The organism is Formosa sediminum, assembly GCF_007197735.1.
In the GTDB taxonomy this organism is placed as follows: domain Bacteria; phylum Bacteroidota; class Bacteroidia; order Flavobacteriales; family Flavobacteriaceae; genus Formosa; species Formosa sediminum.
Map to the genome: position 1 here is coordinate 2396133 of NZ_CP041637.1, position 17825 is coordinate 2413957.

Annotated in this window: 16 protein-coding genes; 3 read left to right on the forward strand and 13 right to left on the reverse strand. The window is 31.8% G+C overall.

Annotated features, from left to right (window positions below; all coding sequences use genetic code 11):
• Positions 1-17 precede the first annotated feature (17 nt).
• The 12 genes from FNB79_RS10390 to FNB79_RS10445 all read right to left on the reverse strand — a co-directional run bounded on the left by FNB79_RS10390 (position 18) and on the right by FNB79_RS10445 (position 12574).
• Positions 18-728, reverse strand: coding sequence for a DUF2931 family protein (locus tag FNB79_RS10390; RefSeq protein ID WP_143381236.1), 711 nt, complete (start codon positions 726-728; stop codon positions 18-20).
• Between the two features lie 809 nt (positions 729-1537).
• Positions 1538-2350 carry an anti-sigma factor gene (locus FNB79_RS10395; protein WP_143381237.1) on the reverse strand — a complete coding sequence of 271 codons (813 nt, stop codon included), beginning with the start codon at positions 2348-2350 and terminating at the stop codon, positions 1538-1540.
• Positions 2351-2881, reverse strand: coding sequence for an RNA polymerase sigma factor (locus FNB79_RS10400; RefSeq protein WP_143382615.1), 531 nt, complete (start codon positions 2879-2881; stop codon positions 2351-2353). It abuts the gene before it with no gap.
• 92 nt (positions 2882-2973) lie between these two features.
• On the reverse strand, positions 2974-3600 hold the full coding sequence (locus FNB79_RS10405) for a YceI family protein (protein WP_143381238.1): 627 nt from the start codon (positions 3598-3600) through the stop codon (positions 2974-2976).
• Positions 3601-4001: 401 nt separating this feature from the next.
• The gene (locus tag FNB79_RS10410) at positions 4002-4709 is read right to left on the reverse strand and encodes a sulfite exporter TauE/SafE family protein (RefSeq protein WP_143381239.1); all 708 of its coding nucleotides are present in this window, start codon (positions 4707-4709) and stop codon (positions 4002-4004) included.
• Positions 4710-5156, reverse strand: coding sequence for a FixH family protein (locus FNB79_RS10415; protein WP_143381240.1), 447 nt, complete (start codon positions 5154-5156; stop codon positions 4710-4712).
• Positions 5157-5173: 17 nt separating this feature from the next.
• Positions 5174-6601 (reverse strand): cytochrome c oxidase accessory protein CcoG, encoded by a 1428-nt coding sequence (ccoG, locus tag FNB79_RS10420; protein ID WP_143381241.1) that lies wholly within the window; start codon positions 6599-6601, stop codon positions 5174-5176.
• 35 nt (positions 6602-6636) lie between these two features.
• A complete protein-coding gene (locus FNB79_RS10425; protein WP_143381242.1) occupies positions 6637-7527 on the reverse strand; it encodes a cbb3-type cytochrome c oxidase N-terminal domain-containing protein in 891 nt (296 codons plus the stop codon).
• Positions 7524-7718: a CcoQ/FixQ family Cbb3-type cytochrome c oxidase assembly chaperone gene (locus tag FNB79_RS17370; RefSeq protein WP_143381243.1), complete on the reverse strand. Its 195-nt coding sequence runs from the start codon at positions 7716-7718 to the stop codon at positions 7524-7526. The genes FNB79_RS10425 and FNB79_RS17370 overlap by 4 nt, the downstream gene beginning before the upstream one ends.
• Before the next feature lie 16 nt (positions 7719-7734).
• Positions 7735-9915 (reverse strand): cytochrome-c oxidase, cbb3-type subunit I, encoded by a 2181-nt coding sequence (gene ccoN, locus FNB79_RS10435; RefSeq protein ID WP_143381244.1) that lies wholly within the window; start codon positions 9913-9915, stop codon positions 7735-7737.
• 12 nt (positions 9916-9927) lie between these two features.
• Positions 9928-10113, reverse strand: a complete 186-nt coding sequence (ccoS, locus tag FNB79_RS10440; RefSeq protein WP_143381245.1) for a cbb3-type cytochrome oxidase assembly protein CcoS — start codon at positions 10111-10113, stop codon at positions 9928-9930.
• Positions 10114-10186: 73 nt separating this feature from the next.
• Positions 10187-12574: a heavy metal translocating P-type ATPase gene (locus tag FNB79_RS10445; RefSeq protein ID WP_143381246.1), complete on the reverse strand. Its 2388-nt coding sequence runs from the start codon at positions 12572-12574 to the stop codon at positions 10187-10189.
• Between the two features lie 95 nt (positions 12575-12669).
• Between FNB79_RS10445 and FNB79_RS10450 the strand changes: the two genes are divergently transcribed.
• From FNB79_RS10450 to FNB79_RS10460, 3 genes are all read left to right on the forward strand, one after another.
• Positions 12670-13347 (forward strand): Crp/Fnr family transcriptional regulator, encoded by a 678-nt coding sequence (locus FNB79_RS10450; RefSeq protein ID WP_143381247.1) that lies wholly within the window; start codon positions 12670-12672, stop codon positions 13345-13347.
• Between the two features lie 133 nt (positions 13348-13480).
• Positions 13481-14605 (forward strand): vWA domain-containing protein, encoded by a 1125-nt coding sequence (locus tag FNB79_RS10455; protein ID WP_143381248.1) that lies wholly within the window; start codon positions 13481-13483, stop codon positions 14603-14605.
• A 102-nt stretch (positions 14606-14707) separates the two neighbouring features.
• Positions 14708-16183: a sigma 54-interacting transcriptional regulator gene (locus FNB79_RS10460; protein ID WP_143381249.1), complete on the forward strand. Its 1476-nt coding sequence runs from the start codon at positions 14708-14710 to the stop codon at positions 16181-16183.
• A gap of 52 nt (positions 16184-16235) precedes the next feature.
• On the opposite strand, the gene FNB79_RS10465 is transcribed toward FNB79_RS10460, so the two are convergent.
• The gene (locus tag FNB79_RS10465; protein ID WP_143381250.1) at positions 16236-17810 is read right to left on the reverse strand and encodes a M1 family metallopeptidase; all 1575 of its coding nucleotides are present in this window, start codon (positions 17808-17810) and stop codon (positions 16236-16238) included.
• Positions 17811-17825: the final 15 nt, after the last annotated feature.

The following is a 17825-nucleotide window of genomic DNA, read 5'->3' on the forward strand; positions in this document are numbered from 1 at the left end:
ACAAAATAATAGGTGTCTTATAAATTTGTAATTAAATTTTTAAATCCACGGGGTATACTATCCTTATAATTAGCAGTAGAGTCTATTCCTTTTTCAAGTGCTTTTAATTTTTCTTCAGACACATTTTTTAAAACTTGCTCCATTAAAACTTCTGTTTTATTATTCCATTGCTTTGGAAATTTTTTAGGTAATATTTTGGTTCTTAAAACCTCTATTTGAAATGTTTTAGGTTTGTCTGTGTTGCCTATCCAGACTAAAATATTACCATCGTTAGCAATACCTATGTGTAAAGTGAGTCCCATACGTGTATAATATGTATCCAGATTTTGAAGCATATATTTTTGTTTGGCTTTTTTAAAAATGTCTTCCATCTTAGATTTAGGTAATGGTATAGTATCTCTATAATATGCTTTAGTCTGTAAATCGATATATTCTAGATAAATATTGTCTGGTAAAAATCGTTTTTTATTGGTTTGAGAAGAGTATCCACCACTGGACCATGCAACATAATCTGAAACGTTTATTTCAGAATAATAGTCATAATCTACTTGTTTTTCTGAGTTGGAAGTAAACTTGCATTGCGATATTTCTATAGGAAAATCGTTTGGGTAAAAAGCAAAGGCTTGATAATAATATTTGCTCCAAGGTTTATTAGTTACTATAACATAACCATATGTAACTGCTAATATAAGAGTTAAGGTAATTAAGAATTTATTAAAATTATTCATACCGTTTTTAATGTTGAAAGGCTTTAGCTAAAGCATTTAGATACAAGAAACCAATAAAAAGTAAGAGTGAAATAACACCTAGGATTATTGTTATTTTAAAACTGATTGTTTTTTTGTTTTTCTTATAATAGAATCCCGTAAATAACATCAGCATAAAAATAAAAGAAGGAATTATTATTATCAATTCAAGCATTTTGTTTTCAGATACATATCCTGTAGTCTTAATTAATAGCAATAATAGACTACATAAAAAAATAAGTATATAAGATGTTTTTTCTTGATTTATTTTTTTCATCATTTAGTGTACAATTGGCTAGGGTTACTAGGTAAAATGTAATTAAAATTATATTTTATACTGTTTAGAGTTCAATGTTTCTTGTGAAGTATTTTAAGAGCTATTTTTTAATTAAGTTAACGCTTATCAATACCTCAATTTGTTTATTCCCTGAAGCAGTTAATATAGTAAACCCCATTAATATTTTAAAATGAATATAGATATACTTTTTGTAATATATCTGCTGTTAATTATTCAAGGAGGATTAATAGTTAACTTATTGTAATCAACTGAGAAAAAAAAGTTTAATGGTTATGAAACAACAAGAACATTATTTAATAGATGGTTAAAAACAAAAATAAAGTACACCTACACATGTTATATTTTTTTTGTTTTCAGGTGGACTAAGGAAGTATTTTTTTAAAGAGGTTAAGTTATTGTGCAACTTAAAGTCAATTGATTTTTTTAATATAAACTGCTAAGAATTTATTGTGTTCTTAGCAGTTTATAGGGTACTCAAATGTGTTTCTTAACTTTAAGATACCGATGCCACTGTTCCTAATGTATATAGTTGTTCTAGAGTAGGGGATTCACTTCCGCCTGCAGGCTCTAGTGTTATACCAAAGGCTTCAGATGCATTAGTGTTTTTTATTGCAAAAATCTTATTGTCGTCTGAGCTGAAATTATCTAAAGTTCCTAAGCTAGTAGGTGTTAATGGGTCTAAGGTTAACGACCAAACCTGATAAACTTTACCTTCAGGTGGTTCTGGTAAGCCTTGGACATCTAAATAAATATTATTTTCAGATTTATCCCAATATACTTTTGCATAAGCTTCTGGATATACAGCTTGCCCACCAAGAGGTATAGATAAAAGATCTTTATCTCTTAATATAGATAGTATTTTTTTAGTTTCTTTTAAATCAGAATTAGCTATTTGTACTTGTTGTTCTAAGAAATTATTATCTGTTTTTGTAAGATTAATTTCAGATTGTAATTGGTTGTTTTGTTGGATTGCCCAAAATAATCCAATTCCTAATATAATTGCTGCAGCCCAACCAGTAATAGAAAGCCAACTGGTTCTAAGGCGTTCTGCTTTCATTTTAACAACCTTATTTTCGGTGTTTGTTGTATGTATGCGATCCGCAATAGGTTTAAAATCTAACACTGTATTTTTAGGCACTGTAGCTTCTGTAAGCTTTAATATGGCAGCCTCTATTTGTAACACTTCATTTAAAACTTCAGGATGTTTAAGCATAACTTCGTACACTTCTTTATTTTCTTCATCAGAAAGTGCTCCTGCAACATACAGTTCTAAAATACCGGAATTTATGTAATTATTTATATCCATTTAGTTAAGTACTATAGCGCGTAATTCGTTAATACAATTTCTGTTTCTTGTTTTTATTGTGCCTATAGGCATCTTAAGTGTTTCAGAAGCTTCTTTTTGAGTGTACCCTTTAAAGTAAAGTAGTTCTATAACTTTAATACACTTGTCTGCTAATTTGTTTACAAATTTACTTATTCCTATAGCATCCGTCTCATTATTTAAATTATCGCCATGTTCTAAAATATCTACGAAAAATTGAGCATCAAGGTTTTGTTTGGTGTTCTTAAATGTTTTAGACCTTGTTTTATCTATTGCAGCATTACGAGCAATATTTAGAATCCAGGTAAAAAAGCGTCCTTTTTCAGCAGAATAGGTATCTGCTTTATGCCATGCTTTAATGAAAACATCTTGCATAATTTCTTCGGCAATATGATGATCTCTAACAATATTGTAAATAACACCATGAATATTTTTGGCATACATATTATATAATGTTTCAAAAGCTTTCTCATCTTTATTTTGAAACTTTTCAATAAGCGGGTCTAACTGCATATAGTTTTTGTAAGCCATGAAAATAGTTAAATTAATCCACATAAAAAAAGCTGCATAGTGCAGCTTTTAATATTTTTTATATGTAAAAACAATTATTGTTCTCTTAAATATGTATCTATTGTGATGGCTACCTCTTCCCAAGTTTTACTTACGCCATCTGCTCCTGTATGTAACACTTCACAAGCTTTGTGTAATGTAGCCAGAGCATCTAAAGCGTTCCAATCTTTTAACTGCATAACACCAGATAAAGATACACGTCTGTTATCTGTAACAGCATAAGTTAAAGGAAGATCGTGAGTTTCTCCATTCATGGTAATTGTTGCTACAGCTTCAGTGTCTGAAGTTGTTTTTAAGGTTCCTTTTAAAAATTCGGTATCTGCCATAACATTAAAAAAGAACTTTTGTAATTTACCATCACGTATAGAATCTTTAGAATATATAGTGCTAATAGGAATTGAAAAAGTAACGTTATTTAAAGCTTCTTGTACAGAAGAACCAGCATGAGGTTCAAAATCTAAAGTTGTAAATACTCCAGAAACAGGGGTTTTAGCCGTGGTTTTGTACGCTGTCCAGTTAACTGTAGTCCCTTCAGGCTTAATTACAAATTGTTCTGTTTTTTCTACAGGTGTTTCTGTTATAGGAGTTTCTTTTTTGTCTGATTTACAACTGGTAGTTAAAGCTAAAGCACATACAGCTAAAAGCATTGTTACTCTTTTCATGGTGGATATTTTTTATAATTATTTCGAAAATCTAAATTACTGAATATTTATTCAAATTCAAATCTGTACCAAAGGTAATGTAAAATACAAATTAGAGCAGTTAAATACGCTTAAGTTTTATGAGTGGGTAGTGTTAATTATTTTAATAAAATATAGACCATAACACGTTTTATTTAGAAAGCTTTAACAGCTGGTGTTAAATAAAGTGTAAAGTTTAAAAGCAAGTTTGTGTGGTACCTAGTAAGGGCTTACTTTTACAGTAATAAATAAATATTTAGTTTTTTTTATAAAAACACATTCTATTATAATTTTGGTTGGTTATAAGATAGAATTAAAAGGTTTGTTAGTTAATTTTTAGTTTAAGAAGGGAGTTGTTTTACTTATAAAATGGCTCCCTTTTTTTATGGTGCACACTCCATCATGCTGCTATGCACATTGTCTGTATTTATATTAGGAGATATATACGGAATTCCAAGTCCTAATCCTCTAAAAATGAATAATACTCCAATAATAATAACAAATGCAGGTATTAATTTTTGAATTCGTTTTTTAGCTATAGCCGTTAACATATTTCCAAAATATATAGCCGAAGTCATTAATGGAATGGTTCCTAATCCAAATATAAACATATAAAAAGCACCATGTAAAGGCTGAGCTGTAGCGATAGAAGACAGTACGGCCATATACACTAAACCGCACGGCAGAAAACCGTTAAGAAACCCAATGGTTAAAAAAGTATCTGCTGTTTTTTTTTGAAGGGCGACACCCATTCCTTTTTTTACTTTTGAAATAATTTTATAAATAGGTTTTGAAAAATTGTAGGTGTTAAATGTTTTATAGGGTAGGAGTACTATTACTATTAATAATACACCAATTACTATAGATAATTTTTGTTGAAGTCCAAAAACGTATAATCCCTTTCCTAATATACCAAATACAAGCCCGATTATACTATAGGCAAGTAATCTGCCAAAATGATAAGTGAAGATTTGACTTATTTTTTTTATGGAGTGGGTTCTATCTACAGGAAGCATAAAAGCAATAGGTCCACACATGCCTATGCAATGAAAACTCCCTAATAGACCAAATATAAAGGCTGATATAAACATTTAATAGACTATAGATTTTTTATAGAGGTAACTGGTGTTGTTTGAATTCCAGTCTACTGTTAAATCCCAACGTCCTTGCACTAATTTGGATTTAGGTATTAATATACTGTGATTATTTAATACGATAGGAATTTGAAAATCTAAAGATTTATTAGATGGTCTGTAAAGTGTAATGGTTCCTGAAATTTTAGACGCATCTAAAGATTTAGGAAACTGAAGTAAAAGTCCATCTTCATTATGAGACCAAGCTATATTCTCTTTTAACTTCAAGGTGTTTTCTTCTTTAATAATATCGCTTTGTAGTGTTAATTCTTTCTTGTAATAATCTTCTACAACCAACTCATGATGGTATGTGTTGTCGGTTACCATTGTTACAACAAAGTACATAATGAATGCTATAAAGCATGCAAAAGCAATTACAATTCCTGTTCCCCAATTCATTTTCATAATACTACGCTTTATATTTATCTGTAACTTCTAGGTCCTAAGAAACTTACTGTAGTCGTTTCAATTAATTTATCGTGACTGTAAACTTCTAATGTTAATTTGTTTTTATCTCCTTTTAAATCAGACTGTTTTATTTCTATAAATAATGTGCCTTCGGCTAAACCTTGGCCAGGTACAACAAAAGAATCTGTAGTAGATACTAGTTTTAATTCTCCTGGATAATCGGCTAATTTAAACGTGACATCTTCAATATCGTTATTCGTTTTATTAATTAATTTATAAGTAAAAACATTACTAATTATATTGTTGTCTTTATGTTCGTATAATTGTCCGGGTAATCGTAATACGGTAGCTTCTAAATCGTTTCTAGAGAAAAGCATACCGCCCCAGACGATTAATAAAATAATTAATACACCAGTATAGGCTTTGAGACGTGTGTTAAATTTAAACTTTTCTTTCTTTTCAATTTCGTCTTCACTTGCGTATCTTATTAATCCTTTTGGCAGGCCAACACTATCCATTATCGTGTCGCATTCGTCTATACACGCTGTACAATTAATACATTCTAATTGTGTTCCATTTCTTATGTCTATTCCGGTTGGGCAGACATTTACACATTGATTACAGTCTATGCAATCTCCATGACCTAGGGCTTGACGATCTTTGTTTTTTCTGAATTTTTTTCTACCATTTTCACCTTCACCGCGTTTATGGTCGTATGCAACTATAATAGATTTATCGTCTAATAAAACGCCTTGTAATCTACCGTAAGGGCAAGCTATAATACAAACTTGTTCTCTAAACCAAGAAAATACAAAATAGAATATCGCAGTAAAGATGAGCAAAGGCATTAAAGTGCCAAAATGTTCTGTTGGCCCTTCTTTTATGTAGGACAACACTTCGTCTCCTCCAATTAAATAGGCAAGAAATACATTAGCAATAAAGAAGGATATAAGAACAAAAATAGACCATTTTAAAAGGCGTTTTCTAATTTTTTCTGCATTCCAAGGCTGGCGATCTAGGCGTAATTGTTTACCACGATCCCCATCAATCCAATACTCAATACGTCTAAACACCATTTCCATAAAAATGGTTTGCGGACAAATCCACCCACAAAAAATACGTCCAAAAGCAACGGTAAATAAGGTTATAAATACAACTCCTATAATAAGAGAAACCACAAATAGTTTAAAATCCTGAGGCCAGAACGGAAACCCAAAAATATTAAAACGACGCTCTAAAACATTAAACATTAAAAATTGATTACCGTTAATTTTTATAAACGGTGAGACAATTAATATGATTAACAAAACATAACTTACAAGTTTACGTTTGTCGTAATAATTCCCACTTGGTTTTTTAGGGTAAACCCATGCGCGTTTTCCATCTTCTGTTATGGTACCAATAGAATCTCTAAAGACTTCTTGTTCTGGTGTTTCTTCCATTTTATAATGGGATTGATTATGTGTGAAATTCAGTGTTATTCAGCAGCAACTTCTTCTACCCATATTTCACCTTCGGCTTCTTTAGGTTTAGCAGGTGTTGTACCTTGTAAACTTAAAACGTAACTAGCCACTTGAGCAATCTGTGCAGGTTTTAAACTTTGTTTCCAAGCAATCATACCTTTCCCGTCACGACCACCTTCGCTAATTGTATGGAATACATTTTTAATACCTCCACCTAAAATCCAATGATCGTCTGTCAGGTTTGGTCCAATTCCGCCACCACCATCTGCCATGTGACAGGCTACACAATTGGTTTGAAATATTGATTTTCCTGCGTTTAAATCTGAAGCATCAGTTAATAATGTAACGGTATTAGCATCAACTAAATCTTTAGCTGTTTTTTTATATTCTTCAATTGCAATTTTAGCATCAGCAAGTTCTGTTTCATATTCATCTATTTGTGAATCGCCATTAAACACTTCGTATTTAAGCATATAAACGATAGCAAAAACTATAGATACATAAAAAGCATATTTCCACCATGGTGGAAGTGAATTGTCTAATTCGCGTATACCATCGTAATTATGGTCTAGAATAATTTCACTTTCCTGAGAAATTGGTTTTTGTCCAAGAGATTTAATATATAAATCTTTTATTTTCTGAATGAATTTAGGTGTTTTAGTTCTATTAGCTATGTATCGAGCTTTACCTGCTTCGTCTAAACTTTGGTATAAAATATTATCTAAAGCAGTTACTATACCTTCTATAGAAATAATAACCACTAAAACTAACAGTAAAAACACCAATACAATTGGATATTTTATAAATGCAGGTTCGTTCCCAGAGTCTACAAAATATTCAACTAATCCCGCTATTAAAAAGAATAGTACAGGTACTCTTATGTAAGATGGTATGAGTTTTTTCATAATGTGGTTTCGTTTTGGTGGTTATCGTTTTCAAAAGGCAGATTGCTTACGGTATTGATATAGTCTTTTTTAGCAGTAATTACCCACCAAAATAATATAACAAAAAAACTGAAAAATATTAATAATGAGAGTATTGGGTATATTTCTATACCCGAGATACTGTCCATATAGTTTTTTACGTAGCTTAACATAATTAATTGGTTTTTATTATTCTACATTGCTTACTTTAATATCTGTACCTAATCGTTGTAAATAAGCTATAAGTGCTACTATTTCACGATTTTTCATTTCAACAAATTCAGCACCACTTGCTGCGGCAGCTTTTTTGTCGTTTTCGTATGTTTCAGCAAAATCAGGATCACTGTATAAATTCTTTTCGATAGCTGTTCCTTGTTCTAGCATACTTTGTTGTGCATTAGCTATATCTTCTTCAGAATATGGTACACCTAAGGCTACCATAACTTCCATTTTGTTTTCTGTTTCAGATTTATCTAATTCGTCTCTTACGATCCACTGATAAGCTGGCATTATAGAGCCACTAGACGTACTTTGTGGATCGTACATATGATTTAAGTGCCAGTTGTCTGAGTATTTACCACCAACGCGGTGTAAATCTGGTCCAGTACGTTTACTTCCCCATAAGAAGGGATGATCGTATACATATTCTCCAGCTTTAGAGTACTCTCCATAGCGTTCAACTTCACTTCTAAAGGGTCTAATCATTTGTGAATGACAACTTACACAACCTTCACGAATGTAAATATCTCTACCTTCTAATTCTAAAGGTGTATATGGTTTTACACTGCTTATAGTTGGAATATTAGATTTAACCATTATAGTGGGTACAATTTGAATTATACCTCCAATTAAAATGGCTATAGTTGCTAAAATGGTTAATTGTATAGGTTTACGCTCTAACCATGTATGAAATCCTTCACCTGCAAGTCGTCTTTTAGATACACGCTCTAAAGCTGGTGCTTCTGCCAATTCGTCTGTTACTGCAGAACCTTGTTTAATTGTTGCATAAATATTGTAAACTAAAACTAATAAACCAACTAAATATAAAGTACCACCAATAGCACGCATAGCATACATTGGAATGATTTCAGTAACAGTTTCTAAGAAGTTACCGTAAACTAATGTACCGTCTGGATTAAATTGTTTCCACATACTAGCTTGTAAAAATCCAGCAACATATAAAGGAAGTGCATACATTACGATCCCTAAAGTTCCAATCCAGAAATGTACATTTGCAAGTTTTAATGAGTACAATTTTGTCTTAAATAACCTCGGAACTAACCAATAAATCATACCGAACGTTAAAAATCCATTCCATGCTAAAGCACCAACGTGTACGTGTGCAATAATCCAATCGGTAAAGTGTCCTATGGCATTTACACTTTTAAGAGATAACATTGGACCTTCAAACGTAGCCATACCATAGCCTGTTATAGCTACTACCATAAATTTTAAAACAGGATCTGTTCTTACTTTATCCCAAGCACCACGTAAGGTTAATAATCCGTTTATCATACCTCCCCAAGATGGCATTAATAACATTACAGAGAAGGCTACTCCTAAGTTTTGTGCCCATTCTGGTAAAGCGGTATATAATAAGTGGTGAGGTCCAGCCCAGATGTAAATAAAAATTAATGACCAAAAGTGTACTATTGATAATTTATATGAATATACTGGTCTGTTAGCCGCTTTAGGGACAAAGTAATACATTAACCCTAAGAATGGTGTAGTTAAAAAGAATGCTACGGCATTGTGACCGTACCACCATTGTACTAAGGCATCTTGAACACCCGCATATACAGAGTAACTTTTTAACATATTTACAGGTAATTCTAAACTATTAAATATGTGTAAAACAGCTACAGTAACAAAGGTAGCAATGTAAAACCATATCGCTACATATAAGTGGCGTTGTCTACGTTTTAATATGGTTGCAATTAAGTTCCATCCAAATACAACCCATACTAATGCAATAGCAATATCTATAGGCCATTCTAACTCTGCGTATTCTTTAGATGAAGTAAATCCTAAAGGTAAAGTGATTGCTGCCGCAACAATAATAAGTTGCCACCCCCAAAAATTTATAGCACTTAATGTATCACTTGCCATTCTTGCTTTAAGTAAACGTTGTGACGAATAATACACTCCTGCAAAAATGGCGTTTCCAACAAAAGCAAAAATAACAGCATTGGTGTGTAAAGGTCTTAAACGTCCAAAACTTAACCATGAAATGCCATCGGTTAGATTAGGAAAAAGAAAGAAGAAGGCGAGTAGTAGTCCTACAGCCATTCCAATTACACCCCAAAATATTGTAGCGTAAATGAATTTTTTAACGATTTTATTATCGTAGTAAAATTGTTGTATTTCCATAGTGAGAGTGGATTATTCTTTTTTGGTTAGTATGGTTTTATCGGTTTTATCTTTTATTAATTCGTCTTCAAATAGCATGCGGACAGAGGGTGTGTAACTATCGTCGTATTGACCGTTTTTTACTGCAATAATAAAAGCAACAAAAAAGATTAATGCAACAATAACGCTAACTCCTAATAATATATAAATTACACTCATTAATGCTTAATTAATCGGTAAAAGTATAAGGGTTATGTTTTTTAAAATATGACTTTTGTCATGTTTTAAGAAGCTATACTAACTTCCTGCTTATCCAGTTTGTAGCTACTGTAGTAAAAACTACAATGCTAATGGAGCTTAAAGGCATTAATATAGCTGCTACAACGGGTGCAAGTTGCCCAGTTACAGCAAAATAGAGCCCAATTAAATTGTATATTAAAGATAATAAAAAACTCCATTTAATTATTTGAATTGCTTTTTTAGAAGCTATTAAGAATTGTTCTAATTTATGAAATACTGTCGCATCCATAATGCCATCGCAAGCAGGAGAGAAAATATTGATGTTTTCAGATAATGCTATTCCTACTTCACTTTGTGCTAAAGCCCCAGAATCATTTAGGCCATCGCCAAGCATTAATACTTTGGCGCCTTCGGTTTGATGGTATTTTATATATTCTAACTTGTCTTCAGGCTTTTGGTTAAATAGAAGCTTTGTTTTAGTAGGAAGTATTTTTTTTAAATTATTTAATTCACCTTCATTATCGCCAGATAAAATCGCTAGATCGTAATGTTTTTTTAATTGATTAAATAATTTAGATAGTCCTGTTCTATAGCTATTATAAAATGTATATTTTCCTTTATAGGTGTTATTACTACTTATGTGTACACTTGTTTGTAAGGATTTTTCAGATTCAAATTTTCCAACAAAACCAGCAGAACCTACTTTAATATTCATATCGTGTAATGTGGCTTGAACACCGTGTCCGATATGTTCTTCAAAAGCATCTAAGGTCACGATATCATTAGCTTTTAAAATGTCGTATAATGTCCGGCTTAATGGGTGATTTGAACCTCTTAATGTGTTTTTTAACAAACGCTCTTCACCATCAGTTAAAGGCTCACCGTGATAAGTTGCAGTACTTTTTTTATTGGATGTAATGGTTCCTGTTTTATCAAATATAATAGTGTTTATAGCTGCTAGTTGTTCTATTACACTTGCGTTTTTTAAATAGAGTTTATGCTTACCAAAAATACGAAGCATGTTTCCAAATGTAAAAGGTGCAGCTAAAGCTAGGGCACATGGGCAGGCTATAATTAAAACAGCAGTAAACACATTCATTGCCTTATTAGCATCGTAAAATAACCAAAATGTTGTTGCTACCAAGGCTATAGTTAATATAGAAATGGTAAAATGCTTACTAATATTATTAGTTAAATTAACAAAAGCTTCTTCTTTGTTTTTATTAAAAATATCGTGGCTCCAAAGCTGAGTAAGATAACTTTGTTTAACCGCTTTTAAGGCTTCCATTTCTATACTGCCAGAAGTTTGTTTACCACCAGCAAAAATTTTGTCTCCAGAGATTTTATCTATAGCTTCAGATTCGCCAGTCACAAAACTATAATCGATAGAGGCGTGACCTTTAATTAAAATACCATCTACAGGAATTAATTCCTCATTTCTTATCAATAAACGATCACCTTTTTTTATATCGTAAATTTGAATAGGAATTTCCTCGGTCTCCGAAACAATTTTTGTAACTGCAATGGGAAAGTACGATTTATAATCGCGCTCAAAGGATAAAAATGAATAGGTTTTTTGCTGAAAAAACTTTCCTAATAGCAAGAAGAAGACCAAACCTGTTAAACTATCAAAGAACCCTTGACCAATATCAAAAGTAATTTCAATAGTACTGCGTATAAAAAGTACAAGTATTCCTATAGTAATTGGGACATCTATGTTTAAAATTTTTGCACGTAATCCTTTAAAAGCCGAGATAAAATAATCTTGAGCGGCATAAAACACTACAGGAAGTGAAAATGCAAACATGAGCCATCTAAAAAGTGGCTTGTAATGGTCTAGCCAATACTCGTTAACTTCAAAATATTCTGGAAAAGACAAAAACATTACGTTGCCAAACGCAAAACCAGCGATACCTAGTTTATAAATAATAGAGCGATTTATTTGCTTTTTACTATCACTATAATCATCTAAACTAATATAGGGCTCGTAACCTATATTGCTTAATAATATAACAATTTCTTTAAGTGTACAGGTTTGAGATTGGTAGGTTATACGTACGGTCTTTTTATTAAAATTTACCTGAGAACTGGTAATTTTTGGGTTTAGTTTATGTAAGTTTTCTAAAATCCAAATACAAGAGCTACAGTGAATATGTGGAATATATAATGTTGCTATTTGTATGCTATCATTATTAAATTCTAGTAACTTATCTAAAATTTGTTGGTCCTTTAAAAAATCAAATTTACCTTCGTTAACTTTTGGTCTAGCACCAGGAGATTTCTCTATGTCGTAGTATGCAGTTAAATTACTTTCTGAAAATATTTCATATACGGTTTTACATCCGTGACAACAAAATACTTTGTTATCGTAGTCTATCTCTACAGTGTCACAGATATTACCACAATGGTAGCAAGATTTATATTCAGAATTTTTAACCATATTTTTAATAACATCAAAGGTTTAAAATAGGAGGCTACAAAAATATGATAATTGTCAGGGTTTCACTATTTTTGTTAGATAATAAATTTTTAGATATGAGGGATTGCGAACAATGTATGGTGAGAAAGCTTAGTGCTTTAAAGTTATTAAAAGGCGAAGAAATTAAAGCAATATCTGGATGTAAAATAACAAAAAGCATTAAAAAAGGTGAAGTGGTCTTTAAAGAAGGCGATATGCTTAATGGTGTATATTGTATTAGTAAAGGAATCTGTAAATTAACTAAGTTAACAGAAAAAGGTAAAGACCAAGTTGTTAAATTGGTTATTAAAGGTGAACTTTTAGGGCAACGCTCTGTTATTATAAATCAAACCGCAAATTTAACAGCAACTGCTTTAAACGATATGGAAGTTTGTTTTATTCCTAAACAAGAAATTATTCAAGATTTATTAAAAAATAACGATTTTTCTTTTGGTGTTTTAAAGCAAATGGCATCAGACCTTAAAGAAGCTGAAATTTCTATAGTAAACATGGCTCAGAAATCGGTTAGAAAACGCTTAGCAGATATTATTCTATACTTAAATAACAATTTTGGAGTCGATGAGAGTAATTATTTAAAAGTAACATTATCTCGAGACGATTTTGCAAGTATTGTAGGAACCGCTACAGAGTCTGTAATTAGAACTTTATCTCAGTTTAAAAAAGAAGGATTAATAAAAACCTCTGGAAAGAAAATTCAAATTATTAATTATGATGAGTTGGAGTTAATGGAATAAATATTTCATCCTCAATATAATCCATAATAAATAAAGTTGAATGTCTAGATAAGAGCGTTCAACTTTTTTTTTAGTTATAAAATTATGTGAAAGCCCATAGATTTCTTTCTTAAATTACTATTTTTATTATGCTATGAAAAAAACAATTCACAAAAAAGGCTTTGTATTTCAAGTATTCGAGGCAGAACAAAAATCGCCTTTCGATACTCTTTTTGAAATTTTTAAAGAGCTCATTACGCATACATCAGGCGATTTTGACGAGGCTTTTAGTTGGCTTAGAGACCTAGATAAAGAATACAGCCTTACCACTGCAGAATATACAATAGATGATTTTATTGAAGACCTTAAAAAGAAAGGTTATATTAAAGATGATCTGGATAAAGATGGAAACGGTGGGACTAAAATTACAGCAAAAACAGAACGTTCTATTAGACAACAGGCCTTGAATCATATCTTCGGAAAACTTAAACGGAGTGGCTCAGGAAATCACCGCAGTAAATCTTTAGGTGTAGGAGACGAGCATACTGGCGAATTTAGGGGCTATCAGTTTGGAGATGCTTTAGATAAAGTGTCTGTTACAGAAAGTTTAAAAAATGCCCAAATTAATCATGGTATTGGTAGTTTTAATCTTACTGAAGATGATTTGGTTGTAGAAGAAACCTTGCATAAATCACAAATGAGTACCGTGCTAATGATTGATATTAGCCACAGTATGATTCTATATGGCGAAGACCGTATTACACCCGCTAAAAAAGTAGCGATGGCTTTGGCCGAGTTAATCACTACGCGTTACCCTAAAGATACTTTAGATATTTTAGTATTTGGTAACGACGCTTGGCTAATTAAAATTAAAGATTTACCATATTTAACTGTAGGACCTTACCACACTAATACTGTTGCAGGATTGCAATTAGCTATGGATGTATTGCGTAGAAAACGTCATACCAACAAGCAAATTTTTATGATTACAGATGGTAAACCAAGCTGTTTGCGTATGCCAGATGGACAGTATTATAAAAATAGTATGGGGTTAGATAGTTTTATTGTGAATAAATGTTACGATTCTGCACAACAAGCTAGGCGATTACACATTCCAATTACCACATTTATGATTGCTAAAGACCCATATTTAACTCAATTTGTACGTGAATTTACAGCCGCCAATCAGGGAAAAGCATTTTATACAGGCTTAAAAGGTTTGGGAGAAATGATTTTTGAAGATTATGAAACAAACAGAAAAAAACGAATTAGAGGGTAATAGCAAGCATAAGAATTAATATTCAATATAATAATTTATTCTAAAAGTTATTTTAGATACCAAAGTAAGTAAAGCTAGAGGCTAACACTTAAAATAAAAAGCATGGAAATTGAAACTATAAAAACTATAAAAACCTTAGGAGTACTAAAAGCTTCTGGATATAAAAGTAAATCTATTAAAGATGAATTACGGGATAATTTAATTGAAAAATTAAAACAAAATGAAATTGTTTTTGAAGGCGTTCACGGGTATGAAAATACAGTAATTCCAGAATTAGAACGCGCCATTTTATCTCGGCATAATATTAATTTACTAGGTTTACGCGGACAAGCAAAAACACGATTGGCACGTTTAATGGTTAATTTGTTAGATGATTATATCCCTGTAGTTGAAGGCTCTGAAATTAATGACGATCCGTTACAACCTATTTCTAGATTTGCAATAGAATTAATTGCAGAGCTTGGAGACAATACACCTATAGTATGGTTACCAAAGCATGAACGATTTGCAGAGAAATTAGCTACTCCAGATGTTACAGTAGCTGATTTAATTGGAGACGTAGACCCTATAAAAGCTGCACATTTAAAATTGAGTTATGCAGACGACCGTGTGATTCATTACGGGATGATCCCACGTGCGAATCGTTGTATTTTCGTTATTAATGAATTACCAGATTTGCAGGCAAGAATACAAGTGGCGTTATTTAATATTCTTCAAGAAGGCGATATACAAATTCGTGGCTTTAAATTGAGAATGCCTTTAGATATACAGTTTGTATTTACAGCAAATCCAGAAGATTATACTAATAGAGGTAGTATTGTTACCCCATTAAAAGATAGAATAGGTTCGCAAATTATTACCCATTACCCAATGGATGTGGAAACTGCAAAGAAAATTACTGCTCAGGAAGCAAAATTAAATGCAGCACAAACAGATATGGTTATTATTCCGGAATTGGTAAAAGACCTTTTAGAGCAAATTGTTTTTGAAGCGCGAGACAACGAATTTATAGATGCTAAAAGTGGTGTAAGTGCCCGTTTAGGAATAACCGCTCTAGAAAACTTAGTAAGTACCGCAGAACGTAGAGCTTTAATTTCTGGAGACCAAAAAACGACGATCCGTTTAAGTGATTTTGTGGGTATTATTCCTGCAATTACAGGTAAGGTAGAACTCGTTTATGAAGGTGAGCAAGAAGGAGCTTCTGTTGTTGCTTTTAATTTAATAGGTGATGCTGTACAAACATTATTCCCTAAATTCTTTCCTGAAATTAAAAAGTTAGAAAAACAAAATGAAGAATCGCCTTATGATGCTATAGTATCTTGGTTCTTTAATAGTTCTGATGGTTTTGAATTGTTAGACGATTTGGATGAAGCTAGCTATCAAGACACCTTAAATGCTATAGAACCGTTACAAGCATTAACTGATACCTACCAACCAGATTTAAAAGCGCACGAGCATTATATTGTCAAAGAATTTGTGCTTTGGGGATTGGTGCAATTTAATAAATTAAGTAAATATCGTTATACGGAAGGTCTTCAGTTTAAAGATCCATATGGAAGTTTTATTAATGGATTGTAATACCCATTTAGATATAAAAAAGCCATCAGAAAATGATGGCTTTTTTTATTAATTAAAGTGCTTTGTAATGCACGTAAAAATCAGGGTCAATGTCTATACTCTGATTTGTAACAGGTGTAGTTTTCCAATTACCACTAGGGTATATCCATTCAGATTTACCATTTAAAAGTACTTGAATAGGCATATCAAAACCCGATACAATATTAGTCCATCTGTATTTTATATAATTGTCTTCAAATTTATATTCTAAAGTAGGTATACGTATATCTCTTAAATACTGATTAAAAAATGCTGTTAAATCTATACCTGTAGATTTACTTAAATAATCTTCAATTTGTTTTGTATTTACAGTCTGATGGTAAAACGTTGTATTCATGCCTCGTAAAATTTGCCTCCATTTTTTGTCGTCTTCTACCAATTGGCGTAACGTATGTAGCATGTTTGCGCCTTTATAATACATGTCTCTAGAGCCTTCGCTATTAACATTATAAATACCAATTATAGGTTTGTTATTTTTAATAGATTTACGCGTACCAATGACATAGGCTGCCGAGGCTTCTTTGCCGTAATAATAATCTAAAAACAAATTTTCAGAATAAGCGGTAAAGCTTTCATGAATCCACATGTCTGCAATGTCAATATTTGTAATGTTGTTAGCAAACCATTCATGACCCGATTCATGAATAATTATAAAATCAAATTTTAATCCCCAACCAGTTCCAGATAAATCACGACCTAAATATCCATTTTCATAGTTATTGCCATACGTAACAGAACTTTGGTGCTCCATGCCCAAATATGGTACTTCAACTAATTTAAAACCGTCTTCGTAAAATGGATAAGGCCCAAACCAATGTTCGAAGGCCTTCATCATTTTAGGTGCATCTTTAAATTGTTCTTTAGCCTTTTCTAGATTATTTCTTAGAACATAATAATTCATATCTAGTGGTCCTTGTTCTCCTTGATATACTTCAGAAAAATGGACATAGTCTCCGATATTTACATTTACGCCATAATTATTTATCGGATTTTTTACAGACCACGTAAAGATTTTTTTACCATCTTCTAAAGTTTCTGTATGAGTAAGTCTGCCGTTAGACACATCTGTTAATCCTTTTGGAGTTGTTACGCTAATATCCATACTATCTACTTCGTCGTACATATGGTCTTTACATGGCCACCACACACTAGCGCCTAAGCCTTGACAAGAGGTTGCTATAAAATCATTACCATTCTTATCTTTTTTCCAAGAGAATCCACCATCCCAAGGTGCATTTTTAGCTGTTTTAGGTTGCCCTTCATAAAATACCTCAATACTGTTAACAGCTCCTTTATGTTGAGGTTTAGTTAATGTTATAAAATGAGCATTTCCATCATGGATAATTTTTAGTAATTTACCGTCTTGTGTGGCTTTCGTAATTTTTAAAGGTTTTTGTAAATCTATTTGTAACACATTGGCAGGCTCTAAAACCGTATATTGAATCGTGTTTTTTCCTGATATTGATTTATTTTCTGGGCTTACTTCAATGTTTAAATGATAATAAGTTAAATCCCACCATACACGTTCTGGAGTAATACTACCGCGTAAAGTGTCTTGATGTGTAAATAGATGTTTGTCTGATAACATTTGGCTAAATGTTAC